Source organism: Sphingorhabdus sp. EL138, assembly GCF_945882965.1.
Classification (GTDB): domain Bacteria; phylum Pseudomonadota; class Alphaproteobacteria; order Sphingomonadales; family Sphingomonadaceae; genus Sphingorhabdus_B.
The window spans coordinates 167,372-188,277 of the sequence record NZ_CAMCWY010000001.1 but is presented as its reverse complement, the minus strand read 5'-3'; the positions used below and the strand labels follow the sequence as shown (position 1 = coordinate 188,277).

The following is a 20,906-nucleotide window of genomic DNA, read 5'->3' as shown; positions in this document are numbered from 1 at the left end:
AAAAAGGCCTCCCCGATGCTTGATGCTGCTACAACTGCCCAGCTAAAAACTTATCTGGCAAATCTGCGCACGCCCGTTGAACTGGTCGCGACGTTGGACGACAGCCCAAAGTCTGCGGAAATGCGCACCCTGGTAGAAAATGTAGTCGAACAATCGCCTTTGCTGTCGGCACGTTATGATGGTCACGCCGACCGCGTGCCCTCCTTTGCCATTCGCCGAGCCGATGGCACAGCCGAAACGCAATTTGCTGGCCTACCGCTTGGGCACGAGTTCACTTCATTGGTGCTCGCATTGTTGCACATGGGTGGTCACCCGCCAAAGGAAGAGGCTGAACTGCTCGAATCCGTCAAGGCGCTTGAGGGCAGTTTCAAATTCGATACATTCTTCTCTTTGTCCTGCCAGAATTGCCCCGATGTTATTCAGGCGATTAACATCATGGCTGCGCTCAACCCCGGCGTAAGCCATGTCGCCATTGACGGCGCGATGTTCCGTGAGGAGGTCGAAACACGCAAGGTCATGGCCGTGCCAGCGGTTTACTTAAACGGCGAACCATTTGGCCAAGGCCGCATGGACCTGTCGCAGATCATGGCAAAGCTTGATACCGGCACAATTACGCGTGCCGCCGAAAAGATCGCGGCGATGGAGCCGTTTGAGGTTCTGGTTGTCGGTGGCGGACCTGCTGGCGCTGCGGCAGCGATTTACGCCGCGCGCAAGGGCTTTCGTACCGGTGTTGTCGCCGAACGCTTCGGCGGCCAAGTGCTTGATACTATGGGTATCGAAAACTTCATTTCGATCCAACACACAGAAGGTCCAAAGCTCGTAGCCCAGTTGGAGCAGCATGTCCGCGAATATGACGTCGACATTCTGAACTTGCAGACGGCCGCTGAACTCATCCCCGCTGGCGCCGATGGTCTGCACGAAGTCAAACTCGCAAGCGGTGCCTCGTTAAAGGCGAAGACGCTGATCCTGTCCACCGGCGCGCGCTGGCGGCAGATGAACGTCCCGGGCGAAGAAGAATATCGCAACAAAGGCGTCGCTTATTGTCCACATTGCGATGGTCCTTTGTATAAGGGAAAGCGCACCGCAGTCATTGGCGGCGGGAACTCTGGTGTTGAGGCCGCGATCGACCTTGCCGGTATTGTCGCGCATGTCACATTGATAGAATTTGACTCACAGTTGCGCGCCGATGCTGTGTTGCAGAAGAAACTCCGCAGCCTGCCCAACGTAGATATCATCACCTCCGCACTCAGCACTGAAGTCATTGGCGACGGCGAGAAGGTTCAGGCTTTGGTCTACACCGACAGAAAAACCGACGAGTCCCATCGCATCGATCTGGACGGCATCTTTGTGCAGATTGGCTTGGTGCCCAATACCGAATGGCTCAAAGGCCCGCTAACATTGTCGCCGCGCGGGGAAATTGAAATCGATGCACATAACGCGACCAATATTCCCGGCGTGTTTGCAGCAGGTGATGTCACCACTGTGCCGTATAAGCAGATTATCGTTGCGATGGGCGAAGGGACGAAGGCCGGATTGTCGGCATTTGACCATATCATTCGGCATTGATGGCAAGATAAGACAAGGCAGCCAAGCGCGACCAGCTTGCTGCCCAAAAGGGTTTCCGCACAAAAAAGCTTCATGTGTCATAAAATTACTGGTCGATTGGAGTAAGTTCCGCCAACAGCACGTTTGAGGTTGTCCCCTTCCTGAATCCCAAACTGGTGAGAAAATGCGTAAGCCAATCATTCTGTCATTGATGCTCTGTGTGGCCGCATGTGGTGGCAGCGAAGAAAAGCGCGAGCGCCCTACCCCGCTAGTTACCATTGACGCGGTATCCTCACACGCATTTTCGGATGTCTATGTCGCTGTGGGAACGGCTAATGCAAATGAGCAAGTTTCGGTCCGCGCGCCGGTCACCGAACGGATAACGCAACTTGGCTTTTCCGACGGCGATTATGTGCAAAAGGGACAAATGCTTGCGGTTCTTGCGCAGGGTCAGGAGACGGCATCCCTTGCCAGTGCGCAAGCCCGCGCACGCGAAGCCGAGCAACAGCTAAAGCGTATCAGCGAACTTCACCGCCGCGGCTTTGCAACCAACGCAAGTTTGGACGCGCAAACCGCATCTGCAACTGCTGCAAAGGCGCTGGCAAATGAGGCGCGTGCGTCGGTTGGCGACCGTGTCGTGCGTGCGCCTTTTTCCGGCTACGTATCGTTGCGGCGAATTTCCGTTGGCGCCGTTGTAAGCGCTGGCGACGAAATTGCCGCAGTGAGCGATCTTAGTTCAATTAAGCTCGACTTCACCGTGCCAGAAACAATGCTTGCCAATGTCCGGGTGGGACAGGTCATAACGGCAAAGGCCGCCGCCTTTCCAGACTATGTCGCGTCGGGCAGCATTACCGCCATTGACCCTGTTGTTAATCCACAAACCCGCACACTAACATTGCGTGCAGTTTTGCCCAACCGCAATGCCAACTTGAAACCCGGCATGCTGCTATCCGTAACAATAGCGTCAAAAAATCGCACTGCTCCTGCCGTACCCGAACTGTCATTGGTCCGCGAAGGCGATACTAGCTTTGTCTATACGGTTGGGTCCGACCTTAAGGCGAAGCGCACGCCTGTGATAACCGGGACACGGGACGGCAATTTGGTCGAAATTATTCAGGGCATGAAAGTGGGTGACAAAATCGTCACCGAAGGCGTGGTAAAACTTTCCGATGGCACCACGGTGCGGACTGGCCCCGCCAAGGCAAGCGGCGCACCAGCCAAATCGCGCTGATGCAAGTCTGACATGAAACTCTCCGACACCTCCGTCCGTAGACCCGTATTCGCAGCCGTTATTGCGATTCTAATGGTGCTCGTCGGTGTTGTAGGGTTTTTAAGTCTGCCCGTCCGCGAGTATCCAGATACTGAACCGCCAATCGTATCTGTCGGGACAACCTACACTGGCGCAGCCGCGACAGTCGTTGAATCCCGCGTCACTCAAGTCCTCGAAAATTCGCTTGCCGGTATTGAGGGGATTCAGACCATCACATCGCGTTCACGCGACGGGCAGTCGGACATTACCATCGAATTTGCGCCTGGCCGTTCGGTAGACAGCGCCGCCAATGATGTCCGTGATCGTGTCGGCGGGGCTGCGGACGATTTGCCCGAAGAAGTGCTGCCGCCCGAAGTGCGCAAGGTCGATGCGGACGCGTCGCCAATCCTGTTTCTCGTCGTTTCGAAGCCCGGTTGGTCGCGGCTTGAGCTTAGCGATTATGTCGACCGCAATCTTGTTGACCGCTTTTCGTCCATCGACGGCGTCGCCCGTATATATGTAGGCGGCGAAGCAAGGCCGTCCATGCGGATATGGCTTCAGCCGGATCGCTTGGCGGCCTTGGGCCTGACGCCGATAGACATTGAAAATGCCTTGCGCAGCCAGAATGTTGAGCTTCCCGCTGGGCGGCTTGAATCAACCGATCAAAATGTCACGCTGCGGGTGACCCGCCCTTTTGGCACGGAAGCCGAATTTCGCCAGTTGATCGTCGCGCGTGGCACAGATGGATCATTGACGCGCCTGGGTGATGTTGCGCGAATCGAAACTGGGCCCGAAAATCCTTACGCCGCGTTTCGCCTCAACGGGGAATCTGCGTTAGGCATGGGCATTGTACGCCAATCGGGTGCGAACACACTGGCTGTGGCAGAGCGCGCGAAACAACTTGCCGAGCAAATCAAACCCACTTTGCCACAAGGCATGACAATTACCGTTGGTTCCGATGACTCGCTGTTCATAAGCAAGGCAATCAGCAGCGTGTGGGTCACCCTGGCAGAAGCAGCAGCGCTGGTTGTCTTAGTCATTTTCCTGTTTTTGGGCAGTTGGCGCGCGACGATCATCCCCGCTGTTACCGTGCCCATTTGCGTGCTCGCAACTTTTGCTGTCCTCTGGTTGCTTGGCTTTTCGATTAACTTGCTGACGCTATTGGCAATGGTGCTGGCCATTGGCCTTGTTGTCGATGACGCAATTGTTGTGCTTGAAAACGTCTATCACCGCATTGAACAGGGCGAGCCGCCCTTGGTCGCGGCGGTAACCGGAACGCGGCAAGTGGCGTTTGCCGTTGTCTCTACCACCGTCGTCGTTTGCGCCGTATTTGTGCCGGTGATGTTTCTGGTTGGCCAGACGGGCTTGCTTTTCCGCGAACTGGCAGGCGCGATGATTGCGGCCATTGCCTTTTCGGGTTTCGTCGCACTCAGCCTTGTCCCGATGCTGTGTTCCAAGCTGCTAAAGCAAGAAGAACGCGGGCGCGTGGCCAAATGGGTGGATGACAAGTTCCAGCGGCTTGAGCGTCGTTATGCCCACCTGCTGTCAGTTGTGATCGCAAAGCCATTGGGCACATCACTTGGCGTGCTCGGTTTCCTTTTATGTGCCGGATTCCTGTTCACTACATTGCAATCCGAACTCGCGCCGGCCGAAGATGTCGGCATATTGAACGCCAGCATTTCCGCGCCTGAGGGCACTAGCTTTGAAGCCATGGACAAGTATATGCTTCAGGCGTCGGAACCGATCGTGAAGCTGATCGAAAAGGGCACCGTAAGGTCAATCATTCAGCGCACGCCCGGCGGATTTGGACCCAGCGACGATTTCAACAGCGGGACGTTTATCGTCTTTCTAAAACCATGGGACGAACGGACCGAGAAAACCGAAGATGTGGTTGCGCAGGTCAACAAAATCCTCGCCGAGCTGCCTGCTGTTCGCGGCAATGCGTCGGTGCGGTCGTCCATCGGGCGCGGGCGTGGTCAGCCCATAAATTTCGTGATTGCTGGTTCAACATATGAATCGCTTAGCATTGCGCGTGACCGCATATTGGGCGCGGTAAGTGAAAATCCCGGCATCGTAAACATGGATTCCGATTATAAGGAAACCAAACCCCAAATGGAGATTCAGGTCGATACCGCCCGCGCGGGCGACCTCGGCATCTCAGTGGCAGAGGTTAGCCAGGCGCTACAAACGCTCTTGGGGTCGCGCCGGGTATCGACCTATTTGGATCGCGGCGAAGAATATCGCGTCATCGTACAAGCGGATGCAGCGGATCGCGCCACTGCCGAAAATCTCGCTGCGATCCAGCTTCGGACGCGTGACGGATCATTGGTGTCGCTCGCCAACCTTGTAAAATACACCGAGACCGCAGGCGCCCGCGATTTGGGTCGCTTTAACAAGCTGCGCGCAATCACGCTTCAAGGTGGGCTGGCACCGGGTTATACGATGGGGGAGGCTTTGGCCTTTTTGGAAGAGCAAGCCGCTGCATCCCCAGAAGTATTGGCGGTTGGGTATCGCGGTGAAAGTCAGGCTTTCAAGGAAACCGGCGGCTCAATCATGCTTGTGTTCTTGCTGACGATTCTTCTGGTATATCTCGTGCTCGCCGCACAGTTTGAAAGCTTCGTTCACCCGGTGACTATCATTATGACAGTACCATTGGCCGTCGGGGGTGGCATCATTGGTCTTGCGCTCACGGGCATGACGTTGAACCTTTATAGCCAGATTGGCATTGTGATGCTCGTCGGCCTCGCTGCGAAGAACGGTATTCTGATCGTCGAATTTGCAAACCAGTTACGTGACGACGGGATGGAAATATTGGAGGCGGTTCAACAAGCCGCTAGCCGTCGCTTGCGACCCATTTTGATGACATCTATTGCCACGGTATTCGGGGCAATTCCCTTGGCTATTGCAAGTGGTGCCGGTGGCGGTGCGCGGTCAGCCATTGGTGTGGTGATTGTTTTCGGTGTGACACTGGCAACGTTCATCACACTCATACTCATCCCGCTCATTTATGCGCGGCTTGCCAAATATACAGGCTCTCCTGAGGCGGTATCGCGCCGCTTGGAACAGGAAATGAAAACGCACGCAACGCCGTTGTCTTAGCGCATGTTGCAATAAAAATTATTTACAAATAATTTCGTTTCTTTTCAATATTTTATTGTTATCTACGATCTTGGCGCAGGCCGAGAATGCAGGGACCGTAGATGTACAAGAATTTGGTGATTTTCGGCACGCGGCCCGACGCGGTTAAGTTGTTCCCGGTTATAAACGCGCTGTCGCAATATCCGGATATGCACAGTGAAGTCCTGGTCAGCGGGCAACATCGGCATATGTTGGACCAAGTGCTGTCGATCAGCGGCATCGTGCCCGATTATGACCTCAACCTCATGCGTCCGGGACAATCACTCGACACGCTCACGGCGCGCCTGCTGCAAACAATTGGGGTGGTAATGGACAGCGCGAAGCCGGATCGCGTCATCGTTCAGGGTGACACCGTAACAGCTATGGTCGGCGCGCTTGCCGCTTATTATCGCAAGATTCCAGTTAGCCACATCGAAGCGGGATTGCGCAGCCATGATATTTATCAGCCATGGCCCGAAGAGATAAATCGCAAGATTATCAGCAATATCGCCAATCAGCATTTCGCCGCAACGGAGATATCCGCTGCCGCTCTCTGCGCAGAATCCATTCCCGCCGATCAAGTCTTTGTGACCGGCAAAGCCGTGATTGATGCGCTGCATTGGGTCTTAAAACGAATTGAACACGACCCGTCGCTCATCATTGGCCTCGCGCCGTTGGAGGCCAGGTTTCGCGGTCGTAAAATTATCGGGATTACCGCCCACCGCCGGGAGAATTTTGGTGCGGGCATGGTGAACATCGCCGCTGCGATAAAAGCCATTGACGCGCGTGACGATGTGGCCTGTATCTTTCCTGTCCATATGAACCCGAAAGTCCGTGCGGTCATGAATGCCGCTTTGGGGGACTTACCCAATATCGCGATGATTGAGCCGCTGGATTATCCATACTTTGCGCGGCTGTTTTCCATCAGCCATATCATGCTGACCGACAGCGGCGGTGTTCAGGAGGAGGCGCCCGCGCTCGACAAACCTGTATTGGTCCTGCGCGAGACCACCGAACGGCCAGAAAGCGTCACAACGGGAATAGCAAAGCTCATTGGGACAGATACGCAGCGGATCATTTGTGAAATTTCGACTCTTTTGGAGGATGATGCCGCTTATGCCGCAATGGCCCGTGGGCGATATTCCTTTGGCGATGGACATGCGAGCCAGCGAATAGCAGAAATTATCTCGAACGCGCGTTGACATTACGCCCAAATTTTCGAGCCAACGCGTCGCCTCGATCAATTTTTTTGGCTTGGCCTAAGAACCGATTGTCCCAAGACTTGTTGCCGCGCGTATAACGTCATAAGGCGTACACGTTCGGATGCCGCCTTTAAGAGGGACAATTAATGAAAATTGCTATGATTGGTTCAGGCTATGTAGGCCTTGTGTCTGGTGCGTGCTTTGCCGATTTCGGTCATGAAGTTGTCTGCGTGGATAAGGACGGGTCCAAAATCACCCGTCTGCACGCCAATATCATGCCGATTTACGAGCCTGGCCTTGACGCGCTTGTCAAAACCAATGTCGATGCGGGCCGGTTAAGCTTTTCAACGGATGTTACCGAAGCGGTCAAAGGGTGCGATGCGGTTTTCATCGCCGTGGGCACGCCTTCGCGTCGTGGTGATGGCCATGCGGACTTAAGCTATGTCTACGCCGCTGCCGAGGAATTGGCGCGCGCGATCGATCCGCACACCGTTGTTGTTACGAAATCGACCGTTCCAGTCGGCACTGGCGACGAAGTCGAGCGGATCATCCGCGAAACCAGCCCCGAGCTGGACTTTGCGGTGGTATCCAACCCCGAATTCTTGCGCGAAGGCGCTGCCATTGGCGACTTTAAGCGCCCAGACCGCATTGTCGTTGGCAGCGATGTCGAATGGGCCCGCGATGTCATGCGCGCTGTGTACCGCCCGCTCTTCCTCAACGAATCGCCCTTATTATTCACCAGCCGCCGTTCGTCGGAACTCATCAAATATGCCGCCAACGCATTTTTGGCGACGAAGATCACCTTCATCAATGAAATGGCAGATCTCTGCGAAAAACTAGGGGCGAACGTGCAAGATGTGTCGCGCGGTATTGGCCTCGACAACCGTATCGGGTCAAAGTTTCTGCATGCCGGCCCCGGCTATGGCGGCAGTTGCTTTCCAAAGGACACTCTCGCGCTCCTCAAGACCGCGCAGGACCATGAAACACCCGTTCGGGTCGTTGAGGCCGTGGTGCAGGCAAATGACCTTAGAAAGCGCGCTATGGGCCGCAAGATTATCACGGCGCTGGGCGGCGATGTACGCGGCCTAAAGATTGGCCTGCTTGGCCTGACGTTTAAGCCCAACACCGATGATATGCGCGATGCGCCGTCGATTGCGATCGTCCAGACCTTGTTAGACGCTGGTGCAATCGTGCACGCCCACGATCCAGAGGGTATGGAAGAAGCAGCAAAGATCCTGCCCGATGTCATCATGGCCGACAGCGCTTATGATGCCGCACAAGGCGCGCACGCCGTGGCGTTGATTACCGAGTGGGATGCCTATCGCGCGCTTGACCTCAAAAAACTACACGCGGCGATGGCGGGCGATGTCCTTGTGGATTTGCGCAACATCTACCGCCCTGACGATACCGCCGCAGCAGGGTTTAATTATGTCAGCGTGGGCCGCTGATTTCGATTCTCAGCGGCTTCAGTTTACCTGCCGCTCAAAACCAGCCCAATATGGGGCGCGTAGGTCCTTGCGCAGGATTTTGCCCGATGCATTGCGCGGCAATGCCGCAATGATGTCGACCGAACGTGGCACCTTAAAGCCTGCAATGCGTTCGCGTGCCCACCCAATGACGCTATCGGGATCAATTTGTGCGCCCGGTTTGGGGACGCATATCGCCTTCACCGCTTCGCCCCATTTGGCGTCCGGCACGCCAATCACCGCGACCTCCAATATATCGGGATGTCCGTAAATCGCGCTTTCCACTTCAGCGGGATAGACATTTTCACCGCCAGTGATGATCATGTCTTTCACGCGGTCGTGGATATACATATATCCATTCGCATCCAGATATCCAGCATCACCGGTTTTAATCCAGCCACCGTCGGCAACGGTGCCTTTCGTGGCTTCGGGTAAGTTCCAATAGCCAATCATATTGTTGGACGACCGCGTCCAAATCTCACCCACTTCGCCCACCGGAACATCGTTCCCTGCAGCATCCACCACGCGCAATTCGACGCCGGGAATCGGCTTACCAGCCGAACGCATTCGTGTATTGCCATTGGGATCATGGTCCTCGGGCGGCAACATGCAGATCGTGCCTGTCGTTTCTGTCATACCATAGACCTGGATAAATTCGGCGCTGAACACATCCATACACTGGCGTAACAGCTCAAGCGGAATGGGCGCTGCGCCATAGAGGATATATTTAAGACGGCTATAATCTACGCTGCGGCAACGCGGGTGGTTGACCATCATCTGCAAAGCGGCAGGGACGATGAAAAGCCGCGTTGCCCCGCCCTTTTCGATAGCATCAAAGACGGAGTCTGGCGAGAACTCCGCCTCTACGAGCGCCGGCAGACCTGACGCCATAGCCATGATGCCAAGCCCGGTTCCGCCAATATGCGCGCAGGGCATGGCGATGAGGACGACCTCATCATCTTCCCATTTACTATAGGCATTCCCCTCTTCGGCAGCATTTTTGCGCAGCGCGAACAGGTTCCGGTTGGAAAGCACCGCGCCTTTGGGATTACCAGTCGTGCCGGAGGTGTAGAGTTGCAGCACGGCGTCATCAGGGCCAGCCGGCGCAAACGCAGTGCGCGCCGTCGCCTCAATCATATCGCGCGCTTCTTCTTCGGGTATGACCCGATCAACACCAGCTATCCCGCTGGCCAAGGCGTGCACACCCGCCTCAAACCCCTGCCCCGCAAAGAGTATGCGTGCGCCAGTATCGTTGGCGATATAGGCCCATTCGGCAGGCGCAAGACGCCATCCGACGGGCACCATCACGACACCAATCCGCGCCGCGCCGTAGAACAACGCAAAATATAGATCGCTGTTTTTGCCAATCCAGGCAATCCGGTCGCCCTTTTTCAGGCCTAACCCAAGCAGCATCGCGACGATCTTCGCGGTGCGCTCCTCCAACTCGCCATATGTGAAATGGCGGTCATCTTGCAAAAGCGCGGCCCATTCCGGCCGTTCCACCGCCCAGTGCGTTAAAAAACCATCAAAGCTCAGTATGTCGTAGCTGGCAACGGCCATATCATTCTCCCCTAGCACCGGCCATTTTTTCGCAAAGGCCTGATGCAATGTGTTGAGAGATTATCGCGACATGTCAATATTGTGATTTGCAGCCGCCTAAGCGCGGAAGATCAACGATAGATTGTTCGCGGGCATATCGATGACTGAGTCCAAGTGGAGCCCTGATTTATAGGCTTCTGCCGCAATATCCTCGACATAGCGCAGGCCCCATTCGGCATTTTGTTGCCGCAGCGAAGCATCAAAGGCGGCATTGCTTGGGACCAGCGGGACGTCGCGTTGGTTGAAGGGTCCGTAAATGAAAAGCACGGCAGACGGCGGCAAAAGACGCGAGACGTTGCGTAGTAGACCAACGGTGGCAGCCCAAGGGCTGATATGCGTCATGTTGATGCAGACGACCGCGTCAGCCTGCGCTATCGGCCAATCTGCCGTTGCGTCGAGCAGCATCGCAGGCCGCATGTTCGGCACGTTGGAATCCGCACGCCACGCGTTGATCGACGCAAGGGCGATTGGGTCCGGGTCGCTTGGCTGCCATGTCAGCGCGGGGAACAGCCTTGAAAAGTGCACAGCATGTTCGCCGGTCCCGCTCGCCACTTCCAACACGAGGCCTTCTGCCGGAAGCAAGCGCGCCAATGTTTCCGCAATCACATCACGGTTGCGCTCGGTCGCTGGCGCGTAGCGTTTTACGTCTGGGCCGCTTTCGAAGATGAATGGCTGCGGTCCACTCATTCTGCCGCAACGGCCTGTTCGGGTTCGCGCCAGACCAACACGGGCTTACGCGCAGCTTGGGTTTCATCGAGGCGGCGACGCGGCGCATGATGCGGCGCGGACTTTAGCGACGGGTCACCCGCCTTGGCCCGCTCCGCCACGCGACCCAGCGCGCCAATGAACTGATCCAGCGTTGCCTTGCTCTCGGTCTCGGTCGGCTCGATCAGCATTGCGCCATGCACCACGAGCGGGAAATATACCGTCATCGGGTGATAGCCCTCATCAATCAGGCCCTTGGCAATGTCGAGCGTGGAGAAGCCTTCGGCCAGCCCATTGTCGTTGAACAATGCCTCATGCATGCAAGGACCGCTATGGGCGAAAGGTGCCTCAAGAACGTCCTCCAAGCTGCGCAGGATGTAGTTGGCGTTCAGCACGGCATCTTCCGCCACTTGGCGTAGGCCATTTGCGCCATGCGACATGATGTAAGCCAACGCGCGGGTGAACATGCCCATTTGCCCGTGGAAGGCAGTCATGCGTCCAAAGCTGCGCGGATGGCGTTCACCGGCTGTTTCTTCTTCAACGAGTGTGTAATTGCCGTCAGCATGTCGTTCGGTAAAGGGCAAGGGACCATAAGGCGACAGCGCTTGTGACAACACCACTGGCCCGGAACCCGGCCCACCGCCGCCATGCGGGGTAGAAAACGTCTTGTGCAGGTTGATGTGCATCGCATCGATGCCCAAATCGCCGGGGCGGACGCGGCCAACAATCGCATTGAAGTTCGCGCCGTCGCAATAGACATAGCCACCCGCCGCATGGACCGCGTCAGAAATTGCGCGCATATCCCGCTCGAATAGACCGCAGGTGTTGGGATTAGTGATCATCACCCCGGCCACATCCGGACCAAGCCTTGCTTTAAGCACCGCCAAGTCAACCCTGCCTTCCGAGGTTGCCGGGATATTTTCGACCAAGAAACCGGCAAAAGCCGCAGTGGCAGGGTTGGTCCCATGCGCACTTTCGGGAACCAAGATAACGCTGCGCGGGTCACCCCGTGCTTCGAGTGCCGCCTTGATACACAATATTCCGCACAGCTCCCCGTGCGCGCCAGCCTTGGGCGTCATAGCGACCCCATACATTCCGGTGAGCTGGATCAGCCACACCGCAAGTTCATTGATAACCGCCAATGCGCCTTGGACCGTCTCGACAGGTTGCAACGGATGGACATCGGCAAAGCCCGCCATGCGCGCGACTTTTTCATTCAGGCGCGGATTGTGCTTCATTGTGCAGCTGCCGAGCGGGAAGAAACCGAGATCAATCGCGTAATTCTGACGGCTGAGGCGCGTATAATGGCGTACCGTCTCAGGCTCCGACAGGCCGGGCAGGCCAATGTCGCTGTGCCGTTCCAGATTGCCCAGGCGCGTGGCGACCTGCGGCGCATCGGCGAGATCAACGCCTGTTGTTTCAGTGGTGCCAATCTCGAAAATCAATGCCTCTTCCAGCATCAATGCCTTGTTGCCGGTATAGGTTGCAGGAACGCTTTCGCCTACACCGCCCATTTCGGGCTTCCATCCGCTCTGTTTGATGCTGTTCATGCCAAAATCTGCTGCAAAGCGGCGGCAAATGTTTCGACATCCGCGCTGGTGGCGGTCTCCGTAACGGCCACAAGCAGGCCATTTGAAAGCGCGTCTGCATTGGGGTAAAGACGCCCAAGCGACACGCCGCCAAGTATCTTGCGGTCGGCAAGCGCACGCACAACGGGTCGCGCTTCTTTGGGTAGCTTTAACGTAAATTCGTTGAAGAAGCTGTCATTGACCAATGCGACGCCCGGAATTTTTGACAGCCGATCCGCCGCTTGCACCGCAAGCGCGTGGTTCAACTGGGCTAATCCGCGCAATCCTTTTTCACCCAACAGGGTTAGATGCACACTGAAAGCCAGCGCACAAAGACCGGAATTGGTGCAGATATTTGACATCGCCTTTTCACGGCGGATATGCTGCTCACGTGTGGACAGGGTAAGGACAAAGCCGCGCTTTCCTTCGGCATCCACAGTCTCACCGCATAAGCGACCAGGCATTTGGCGGACGAATTTTTCCTTGCACGCGAATAGGCCTACATAAGGCCCGCCAAATTGCAAGCCGACGCCAAGCGACTGCCCCTCACCCACCACGATGTCCGCGCCCATTTCACCGGGCGCTTTAATCGCGCCCAAGGCAACGGGCTCCGTCACGACCGCAATCAACAACGCCCCATGCGCATGCGCCTTAGCGGCGATGGCAGACAGGTCTTCGATCCGTCCCAATATGTCGGGATATTGCACAACGACGCAGCTTGTCTCGCCGTCAATAGCGGCGAGCAAACGCGCGCTGTCGGTCTGGGCAGAAAGCTCCGGCAATGCGGTGTGCAAGGTATCGCCCGTATATTGCGCCATCGTCTTGGCCACGCTGACATAATGCGGGTGCAACCCTGAAGACAGCAGTGCCTTTGTCCGCTTGGTAATGCGGCCAGCCATGCCAATGGCTTCCCAACAAGCGGTCGAGCCGTCATACATCGACGCATTGGCGACATCGCAACCGAACAATCGCGCAACCTGAGTCTGGAATTCAAACAGCATTTGCAACGTGCCCTGCGCGATTTCGGGCTGATAGGGCGTGTACGCGGTCAGGAACTCACCGCGCTGGATGATGTGATCCACGCTTGCGGGCACATGATGCTTATATGCGCCTGCGCCCAAGAAGAATGGATGATGCGACGAGGTCATATTTTGGCGCGCGAGCTCAGAAAAATGCCGCTCCACCGCCATTTCACTGGCGTGATTGGGCAGGCCAAGGATCGGCCCATCCAGTCGCGCTTCGGCAGGCACATCACAAAACAAATCGTCAATCGACTTTGCCCCGATGACAGCAAGCATCGCTTGCCGGTCAGATGGGGTTAACGGTAAATAACGCATTTCAATCTCCATAACCCGCATCGCGAGCGGATTATCTTAAAGCCCGTCAACAAATGCCTTATACGCGGCAGCATCCATCAGGCTGTTAAGTTCGCTGATGTCGCTTAAAGTGAGCTTGAAGAACCAGCCTTCGCCTTCGGGGTCGCTGTTGACCAAAGCAGGGTCGCCCTCAAGCGCGGCATTGCTGTCGATGACTGTACCGCTCACGGGCGCGTAAACGTCGGATGCGGCCTTCACCGATTCCACAACCGCTGCATCGCCGCCTTTTTTTAACGTCGCACCTGCCGCAGGAACCTCCGCAAACACAATGTCGCCCAATTGGCCTTGCGCATATTGCGTGATGCCGACTGTTGCGCTGTCGCCGTCTACGTCGATCCACTCATGATCTTCGGTGAAATAACGGGTCATGCGTTCACTCCTTTGCGATGATAATGATGTGGGACGAAAGGTAGATTTGCGACAGTGATGGACACGCGCTTGCCGCGCACTTCGGCTGCAAGCGCGGTGCCGACCGCGTTATGGCCAGCATCAACATAGCCCATGGCAATGGGCGCGCCGACGCTTGGGCCAAAGCCGCCAGAGGTAATGACACCAACTTGCATGTCGCCTGCAAAAATCGGTGCGCCCTCACGGACGGGCATTTTGCCATCGACCGAAAGGCCAACCAACTTGCGTGCAGGGCCGTTGGCAAGCGCTTCTAGGATACGCTCGGACCCAGCAAAGCCACCTTGCGCCCGGCGGCGTTTGGAGATGGCAAAGGCGGCGTTGGCTTCGACAGGCTCCAGTTCAGGGTTCATATCATGACCATAGAGCGGCAAGCCAGCCTCAAGCCGGAGCGAATCGCGTGCGCCAAGGCCAATCGGCTTGACCTCTGGCTGCGCACATAATTGGTCCGCCAGTTTTTGTGCATGCGTGGCCGGAACAGAGATTTCAAAGCCATCCTCGCCCGTATAGCCCGAACGGCTAATCCAAAGCGGCTCAGGGTCGGTCTTGGGACCCCAGAAGAATGAACCCGCCTCCATGAAATACAGCGCGTCCACGCCCGGCACGACACGTTTCAACGCATCGACCGCCTTGGGCCCTTGCAGCGCCAACAACGCGCGGTCTTCCATATTGTTGATGGTGATTTCGTCGGGCAGATATTCGCGCAGATAGCCCATATCATCCCATTTCACCGCGCCATTGACGACGACATACAGGCCCATTGGCGCCGCCGTAATCATCATGTCGTCGAGCACGCCACCGTCTTCGGCCAGCAAAAGCGAATAGCGCATCTTGCCCTCTTTCAGTGCCGAAATGTCGCCGGGGACGAGGGCTTCAAGCGCTTCGGCGGCACCGTCGCCGGTCAGCATCAACTGACCCATATGGCTTACATCGAACAGCCCGGCATTTTCGCGCGTCCAGATATGTTCGGCCATGATGCCTTCATATTGGATCGGCATGTGGTAGCCCGCAAATTCAACCATGCGCGCGCCCTTGTCACGATGCCAGGCATCGAGCGGCAGCTCTAATATTTCGATGGGTTCGAGTTCGAATTCGTCTTCTTCGCGCATATCAGTCCGTTCAAGAGTCGCAGCGACCGACGCCGGTTGGCGCAAAGTCTGCTGCCCCCTCTGTCACGGGTACCTGAGAGCTTTATCCACGATAGGTGCCATGAATGGCGCATATGGCAGGTTACACCTTCGGTGGCGTATCTCAGCAAACGGCCAAGATAAGCGCTTTCCAGAGTGTCGCAAAAGCCGAAGCGGTCCTTTTGCCTGAGAGATTCCGGGGCGGTTGCTCCTTCGGCGATCCCTTAAAGGGATGCTCTCCCGCTTCGTCAGCGACAGTCCTATATTGGCGTTAGCCTATTGCAGAGTCAACCGGCGAGCGCGCGGATGGAATCATTTTCGTGGATAAAAACGCCATGTTCGCGCCTATCTGCCAAGCCCGCGATGGCCTGCGCCAATATATGAGATGGCGTGGAGGCATATTTCCGCATCGGTCCAACCATCAACCTGTCGACGAACGGTGACAATAAAATCCCCAATGCCTCGCCCGGACGATTCCCCTCGCGCTTGCCACCCGTCAGCAGGCTTGGGCGCATGATATCAAGGCGTTGAAAGCCAATGTTGCACAGCCCCTGTTCCATCTCAGCCTTTGTTCTCAGGTAGAAATTGCTGCTCGCTGGCATCGCGCCCACCGATGAGACAGTGATGAAATGCTGTGTTCCGGCTGCATGGCTGGCCTGTGCAAAGGCAAGCACCAGCGCGTGGTCGATAGCCTTGAAAGCGTCCTGCGACCCTGCGGTGCGTATCGTGGTTCCCAAACATGAAATGGCGACGTCCGGCTTAATTCGCGCCACAATCGCTGGCCATTCATCGCTTAAGGCGACATGCTCCTGCACATTGCGTGTTGATTGCGCGGTAGGTCGACGCGACACCAAATGGACCTCAACTCCGTTACGGGCCAGTAGATCCGCCACCTCTTTTCCGACCAAGCCCGAGCCACCGGCAATGACGATTTTCGGGTTCACGCGCCGATCCCGCAAAGTTCGCGGTGCCGGTCAGTGGCGTAACGATCCGTCATCCCGGCCAAAAAGTCGCCGATATGGCGGCTACGCTCCGGGTCTTGCTGGGGAAGATTTTCGCGCCATTCGGGTGGCAGCAGGCCAACATCGTTGTGATAGAGCACAAACAGTTCGCGCACGACCTTCGATGCCTCCATCGCCGCCGCAGTCTGCGTGGGGTGATGATAGAGCTTTTGATACATGAATTTCTTGAGCCGCCGCTCACGCGCTGCCATTTCAGAGGAAAACCCACCAATCATGACGCCAGCCTTGCGCACATCATCGGCAGTTCTGATACCGAGTTCGTCTATGCGCGTGCGCGTGGATTCAATCACATCATTGACCATCACGCCAATCTGTTCACGCGTAAGCTCGCCGATCAAGCGGCGCGGGCGGACGTCGGGGTAGCGGGCCAAGATAGCCTGCCAGCGCTCCGCCACGAACGGCAGCTCAAGCAATTGGTCCATGTCGAGCAACCCTGCCCGGATGCCATCGTCAATATCGTGATTGTCGTAAGCGATATCGTCGCTGATCGCCGCAACTTGCGCCTCCAACGAAGGCCAATCGGTCAGGCTTAGGTCAAAGCCTGCATGCACTTCGGCCAAGGCCCAACCGGGGTTGGCAACCGGGCCATTATGTTTGGCCAGCCCCTCAAGCAGTTCCCAGCTTAAGTTTAATCCAGGCCATGACGGATAGGGCGATTCAAGCAGCGTCAGCGTACGCAGCGTCTGCGCATTGTGGTCGAACCCGCCAAACGGCTTCATCGCTTCTTCAAGCGCATCCTCGCCCGCATGACCGAAGGGCGGATGGCCAATATCGTGGGCCAGACACAAGGCCTCGGTCAGATCCTCATTCAAGCCCAGCGCGCGGGCAATCGTCCGGCCAATTTGCGCGACCTCAAGACTATGTGTCAGGCGGACACGAAAATGATCGCCATCGGGGGAAATAAAAACCTGCGTCTTGTGGCGCAGGCGGCGAAACGCAATCGAATGGATGATACGGTCGCGGTCACGCTGAAAAATATCCCGTGGTCCGCGTATATCGCTGGACGGTTCGGCATGCAGCCGACCTCGGCTATGTTCAGGAAAGGAGGCATAAGGGGCAAGATGCGACATGGCGCGCTTATGCCGCCAAGTGCCACCGACCGGAAGCCACTATTTTGTTTTCAACGGACTAACGACCTCGCCAATCTCGCTTTTCCACATAAAGGCGTCACCGCCCGCCTTTTTATAGTCGCCTTCCCATTTCTTCGCCGCTTTCAGGTCGGCAAACGGACCAACCAACAGACGGTCTGTTCGGCCCCATTCGGACGTGTATGGGTTCCGGTCTTTAAGCAAGGCCGCATAGGTCTTGATGAGTTTGCGATAATCAAAGCCAAGGGCATTGGCGTTTCCGGTCGCAATCTGCACCCAATAGCGGGCGGGATGGTCCTTTTCGGCTTTGGCCTTCGCCGCAATCTTAGGATCAAACTTGGCAACCTTGACTGGCTCTGCCGTCGCCTTGGGTGCCAGTGGTTTCAATTTTTTCAAATCAACGGGAACTTGCGAAGGCTGTTGATCGCTTTCCGGAATATCAATGGCCTCCACAATTGCGCCCAGATCAAAGCCGGAGGACGCAACCGGCACCGCAGGCGCGGGTTCAGGCGCTTGCCCAGCAGCATTTGGGGCCTGCGATATCGGGACTGCCTCCTGTATTGACCCACGGCTTTGGGTTGGTGCTGGCGTAATGGCAGCGGGCAAAGCAGGCGTTGGCGTGCTTACCGGCCTTGGCAAGGCTGCACTGACCAATGGGCGCGCAGTTTCGGGCACTGGCAGCGCATTATTGCTGACGCTGGCAATTCGGGCGGTTTGCGCTTCCTCGATCTGGGCACGCGCGGCAGTGCTAAGGCGAGACGTGTCTGTCTTGGGCAGCTTCTGTGCTTCGGGAATATTGGCAACCACCGCCTGAATTTCCGCCCGCTCCTCGGCCTTTTGGTCGCGTTTACGATGTGGATTCGAGGTGGTTTTGCCGTCGCGCTTTGGCGTAGCTATTGGTCCAAGCGCAGCGCCCGACGGAATAAGGCGATTATTGCCGGACACGACGGGCGCCTGTGGTTGCCTCGATGCAATTCGGCGGACCTGTTCACTGTCACGTCCGACCGCTTGGCCCGTCGGGAAATGGCCCAAATGTATTGCCGCTGCCTTCTGCGCAGCCGTCAGGGAAGGCATCAGCCGGAAAAACCGCTCCATTCGCTGGGCCGAGCTAGCATCCATGAACCCTTGCGCGACTTTCGTTGCTTCAATAAGGTCCCCTCGGGCCGCCAGCATGAAAGCCCGGGCACGCCATGCCGTGGCACTGTTGCGTTGCAGCAGCGGAACCAGCATCGCGTCGGCGGCTTCTTTTTGCCCCGCCAGAGACAAGGAAACCGCCTGGCGGATAATCAGGTCATCCGAGGCTGACGCTGTCCGCGCCAACTTATAATCCTGCTGCGCGCGGGCAAAATTACCCAACAGGTCAAACGCCAATGCACGGTCCAGCGCAATCGAACGCTCATTCGCGCCGAGGCGGACGGCTTGATCAAACAACCGCAGTGCTTCAAACGGGTTTTCCGTGCGCACGGTCGCCGTCGCCAGACCTGACACGATACGGCTGCTGCTGGGACGAAGCGCATTGGCACGCGTGAAGAAGTTCAAAGCGGCGTTGGCGTCGCCCAAGGCAAGCGAGGCGTTGCCCGCATCGGCCATGGCGTCCGCATCGGAAGGATTAAGAGATATCCGGCGCATGGCTGCACGCAACTCGGCCGCGCCAGCAGGTTCCGAACGTATCGGTGCAGCAGGCGCTACCTGGTCAAGTGCCTCAAGCGCGCTTTCATCAACGGCTTGCGCGAGCACGCCCGATGATAAAGCGAGCGCACACAATATCCCTGCATCACGTAACATTGTCACATTCATTCGCCCTTATTTGAACGCAGATTGCCGGACGCAAAGCCTGCTTACAAAATGCTCCGACAAATGGTTGCCTAAACCGGACGAAATGACGCGGCGCTGCTGACGCAGCTTAGGGTCAGGACCCTAAGAGTTGTTCTGCCTATCGAGGAAGCGCGGAACGTTCACACTGCTCGCATCATCACGGCTCTTGTCATCTGCATCGTCGGACCGGGAAAGACCGCGTGACAGGTTCGACATACGTTCGAACAACGTACCCCCTGTGGAAATGCGGGGTGCCGCACGTTCAGGCGCCTGTGTTACGTCGACAGGTGCAGGCGATGGTACATTTGCATCCGCAGGCGTGTTCAGTTCAAGCGCATCTGCGCCTGCCCAAGATGCAGAGGAAAAGGTGCTCGACCCGGGCGACTGCTCTTGGCCGTCCGCAGTGGCGTCTTCATCCGCTTCTGGAGCTTCGAAATCACTGCCAAGGACCAAGCTGTCGTCTTCTTCTGGTTCCGCAACCAGGTTTGGTTCTTCAACTGGCGCGGAATTGGTGGATACAAATAAAGGCGGTATTGGCGCAGGCGCCACCACAACTGGCTCTGGTGCCGGACGGTTGAACGAAAATGGCGTCCGCGATTGCGTTGCTGGTGATGTGCTCAGGCCTTCATTATCGATACCGGTTGCAACAACCGAAACGCGGATTTTGCCGTTCAGATTTTCATTGAACGCTGAACCCCAGATGATGTTTGCATCGGGGTCAACAAGCTCACGAATATAGTTCGCAGCCTCGTCAACTTCCATCAGGCGCATGTCTTCGCCGCCAGTAATCGACACGATAACGCCCTTTGCGCCTTGCATCGAAACGCCGTCGAGCAGCGGGTTGGCAATCGCCCTCTCCGCCGCTTCAAGCGCGCGGCCATCGCCTTCGGCTTCGCCAGTGCCCATCATCGCCTTGCCCATTTCGTGCATGACAGAACGCACATCGGCAAAATCGAGGTTGATGAGGCCAGGCATAACCATAAGGTCAGTGATACCGCGAACGCCCTGTTGCAGAACTTCGTCGGCAAGCAAGAATGCCTCTTTAAACGTCGTGTTCGGGTTGGCGACCAAAAACAGGTTCTGGTTGGGAATAACGATCAGGGTGTCAACATGCTGTTGCAGTTCGGCAATGCCTGAATCTGCAGAGCGCATCCGGCGCGATCCTTCAAAAAGGAATGGCTTAGTCACGACGCCAACGGTTAGTATGTTCATTTCACGCGCAGCCTGCGCAATGACTGGAGCGGCGCCTGTTCCGGTTCCACCGCCCATGCCAGCCGCGATGAAGCACATGTGACAACCAGCCAAAGCGGACTTTACTTGCTCAATTGTCTCTTCAGCAGCGGCCCGTCCGACCTCTGGGCGCGAACCAGCGCCAAGACCCTGCGTAATCTCGGGTCCAAGCTGAATGCGATAATCCGCAGGCGAGGCGTTCAGTGCCTGCGCATCGGTGTTGGCCACAAGGAAATCTACGCCTTCAACCTTCGCTTTTATCATATTGGCAACGGCATTTCCGCCGGCACCGCCAATGCCAATCACTGCAATTTTCGGCTTCAATTCGTCAACCATAGGTGGTCCGATATTGATGCTCATAATTTTATCCCCTTAGCCTCTTTGGCTTGTTC

The 20,906-nt window shown here is 56.6% G+C and carries 15 protein-coding genes and 1 riboswitch; of the genes, 5 read left to right on the top strand and 10 right to left on the bottom strand.

The features are described 5' to 3' along the window. Nucleotides 1-15 precede the first annotated feature (15 nt). The 5 genes from ahpF to Q0N43_RS00990 all read left to right on the top strand — a co-directional run bounded on the left by ahpF (nucleotide 16) and on the right by Q0N43_RS00990 (nucleotide 8,561). Nucleotides 16-1,566 carry an alkyl hydroperoxide reductase subunit F gene (ahpF, locus tag Q0N43_RS01010; protein ID WP_295441185.1) on the top strand — a complete coding sequence of 517 codons (1,551 nt, stop codon included), beginning with the start codon at nucleotides 16-18 and terminating at the stop codon, nucleotides 1,564-1,566. Nucleotides 1,567-1,729: 163 nt separating this feature from the next. Beyond that, nucleotides 1,730-2,776 (top strand): efflux RND transporter periplasmic adaptor subunit, encoded by a 1,047-nt coding sequence (locus Q0N43_RS01005; protein WP_295441182.1) that lies wholly within the window; start codon nucleotides 1,730-1,732, stop codon nucleotides 2,774-2,776. A 12-nt stretch (nucleotides 2,777-2,788) separates the two neighbouring features. After that, nucleotides 2,789-5,893 carry an efflux RND transporter permease subunit gene (locus tag Q0N43_RS01000; protein ID WP_295441179.1) on the top strand — a complete coding sequence of 1,035 codons (3,105 nt, stop codon included), beginning with the start codon at nucleotides 2,789-2,791 and terminating at the stop codon, nucleotides 5,891-5,893. Between the two features lie 101 nt (nucleotides 5,894-5,994). After that, nucleotides 5,995-7,113, top strand: a complete 1,119-nt coding sequence (wecB, locus tag Q0N43_RS00995) for a UDP-N-acetylglucosamine 2-epimerase (non-hydrolyzing) (protein ID WP_295441175.1) — start codon at nucleotides 5,995-5,997, stop codon at nucleotides 7,111-7,113. Between the two features lie 146 nt (nucleotides 7,114-7,259). Beyond that, on the top strand, nucleotides 7,260-8,561 hold the full coding sequence (locus Q0N43_RS00990; protein ID WP_295441172.1) for a UDP-glucose/GDP-mannose dehydrogenase family protein: 1,302 nt from the start codon (nucleotides 7,260-7,262) through the stop codon (nucleotides 8,559-8,561). An 18-nt stretch (nucleotides 8,562-8,579) separates the two neighbouring features. Here the strand turns inward: Q0N43_RS00990 and Q0N43_RS00985 are convergent, their stop codons facing one another. From Q0N43_RS00985 to ftsZ, 10 genes are all read right to left on the bottom strand, one after another. Next, nucleotides 8,580-10,139, bottom strand: coding sequence for a fatty acid--CoA ligase (locus Q0N43_RS00985; protein WP_295441169.1), 1,560 nt, complete (start codon nucleotides 10,137-10,139; stop codon nucleotides 8,580-8,582). A gap of 96 nt (nucleotides 10,140-10,235) precedes the next feature. Further along, entirely contained in the window at nucleotides 10,236-10,865 is a 630-nt protein-coding gene (locus Q0N43_RS00980; protein WP_295441166.1) for a DUF938 domain-containing protein, read from the bottom strand. After that, entirely contained in the window at nucleotides 10,862-12,433 is a 1,572-nt protein-coding gene (gcvPB, locus tag Q0N43_RS00975; RefSeq protein ID WP_295441163.1) for an aminomethyl-transferring glycine dehydrogenase subunit GcvPB, read from the bottom strand. The genes Q0N43_RS00980 and gcvPB overlap by 4 nt, the downstream gene beginning before the upstream one ends. Beyond that, nucleotides 12,430-13,788, bottom strand: a complete 1,359-nt coding sequence (gene gcvPA / locus Q0N43_RS00970) for an aminomethyl-transferring glycine dehydrogenase subunit GcvPA (protein ID WP_295441161.1) — start codon at nucleotides 13,786-13,788, stop codon at nucleotides 12,430-12,432. Before gcvPA ends, gcvPB begins: the two co-directional genes overlap by 4 nt. A 36-nt stretch (nucleotides 13,789-13,824) precedes the next feature. Further along, nucleotides 13,825-14,196, bottom strand: coding sequence for a glycine cleavage system protein GcvH (gcvH, locus tag Q0N43_RS00965; protein ID WP_295441159.1), 372 nt, complete (start codon nucleotides 14,194-14,196; stop codon nucleotides 13,825-13,827). Further along, complete coding sequence (gene gcvT / locus Q0N43_RS00960) at nucleotides 14,193-15,341, bottom strand: glycine cleavage system aminomethyltransferase GcvT (protein WP_295441155.1); 1,149 nt, start codon at nucleotides 15,339-15,341, stop codon at nucleotides 14,193-14,195. The genes gcvH and gcvT overlap by 4 nt, the downstream gene beginning before the upstream one ends. A gap of 182 nt (nucleotides 15,342-15,523) precedes the next feature. Further along, nucleotides 15,524-15,612: riboswitch (glycine riboswitch) on the bottom strand. Nucleotides 15,613-15,646: 34 nt separating this feature from the next. Next, nucleotides 15,647-16,303 (bottom strand): NAD-dependent epimerase/dehydratase family protein, encoded by a 657-nt coding sequence (locus Q0N43_RS00955; protein WP_295441152.1) that lies wholly within the window; start codon nucleotides 16,301-16,303, stop codon nucleotides 15,647-15,649. Next, on the bottom strand, nucleotides 16,300-17,451 hold the full coding sequence (locus Q0N43_RS00950) for a deoxyguanosinetriphosphate triphosphohydrolase (protein WP_295441150.1): 1,152 nt from the start codon (nucleotides 17,449-17,451) through the stop codon (nucleotides 16,300-16,302). Before Q0N43_RS00950 ends, Q0N43_RS00955 begins: the two co-directional genes overlap by 4 nt. A gap of 39 nt (nucleotides 17,452-17,490) precedes the next feature. Then, the gene (locus Q0N43_RS00945; RefSeq protein ID WP_295441147.1) at nucleotides 17,491-19,260 is read right to left on the bottom strand and encodes a hypothetical protein; all 1,770 of its coding nucleotides are present in this window, start codon (nucleotides 19,258-19,260) and stop codon (nucleotides 17,491-17,493) included. A 126-nt stretch (nucleotides 19,261-19,386) separates the two neighbouring features. After that, nucleotides 19,387-20,874 (bottom strand): cell division protein FtsZ, encoded by a 1,488-nt coding sequence (ftsZ, locus tag Q0N43_RS00940; RefSeq protein ID WP_295441144.1) that lies wholly within the window; start codon nucleotides 20,872-20,874, stop codon nucleotides 19,387-19,389. Between the last annotated feature and the right edge of the window lie 32 nt (nucleotides 20,875-20,906).

Excerpts from the sequence above, each read along its gene's own strand:
- ahpF (WP_295441185.1), top strand. The coding sequence starts at position 16 with ATGCTTGATGCTGCTACAACTGCCCAGCTAAAAACTTATCTGGCAAAT.
- Q0N43_RS01005 (WP_295441182.1), top strand. The coding sequence starts at position 1,730 with ATGCGTAAGCCAATCATTCTGTCATTGATGCTCTGTGTGGCCGCATGT.
- Q0N43_RS01000 (WP_295441179.1), top strand. The coding sequence starts at position 2,789 with ATGAAACTCTCCGACACCTCCGTCCGTAGACCCGTATTCGCAGCCGTT.
- wecB (WP_295441175.1), top strand. The coding sequence starts at position 5,995 with ATGTACAAGAATTTGGTGATTTTCGGCACGCGGCCCGACGCGGTTAAG.
- Q0N43_RS00990 (WP_295441172.1), top strand. The coding sequence starts at position 7,260 with ATGAAAATTGCTATGATTGGTTCAGGCTATGTAGGCCTTGTGTCTGGT.
- Q0N43_RS00985 (WP_295441169.1), bottom strand. The coding sequence starts at position 10,139 with ATGGCCGTTGCCAGCTACGACATACTGAGCTTTGATGGTTTTTTAACG.
- Q0N43_RS00980 (WP_295441166.1), bottom strand. The coding sequence starts at position 10,865 with ATGAGTGGACCGCAGCCATTCATCTTCGAAAGCGGCCCAGACGTAAAA.
- gcvPB (WP_295441163.1), bottom strand. The coding sequence starts at position 12,433 with ATGAACAGCATCAAACAGAGCGGATGGAAGCCCGAAATGGGCGGTGTA.
- gcvPA (WP_295441161.1), bottom strand. The coding sequence starts at position 13,788 with ATGCGTTATTTACCGTTAACCCCATCTGACCGGCAAGCGATGCTTGCT.
- gcvH (WP_295441159.1), bottom strand. The coding sequence starts at position 14,196 with ATGACCCGTTATTTCACCGAAGATCATGAGTGGATCGACGTAGACGGC.
- gcvT (WP_295441155.1), bottom strand. The coding sequence starts at position 15,341 with ATGCGCGAAGAAGACGAATTCGAACTCGAACCCATCGAAATATTAGAG.
- Q0N43_RS00950 (WP_295441150.1), bottom strand. The coding sequence starts at position 17,451 with ATGTCGCATCTTGCCCCTTATGCCTCCTTTCCTGAACATAGCCGAGGT.
- ftsZ (WP_295441144.1), bottom strand. The coding sequence starts at position 20,874 with ATGAGCATCAATATCGGACCACCTATGGTTGACGAATTGAAGCCGAAA.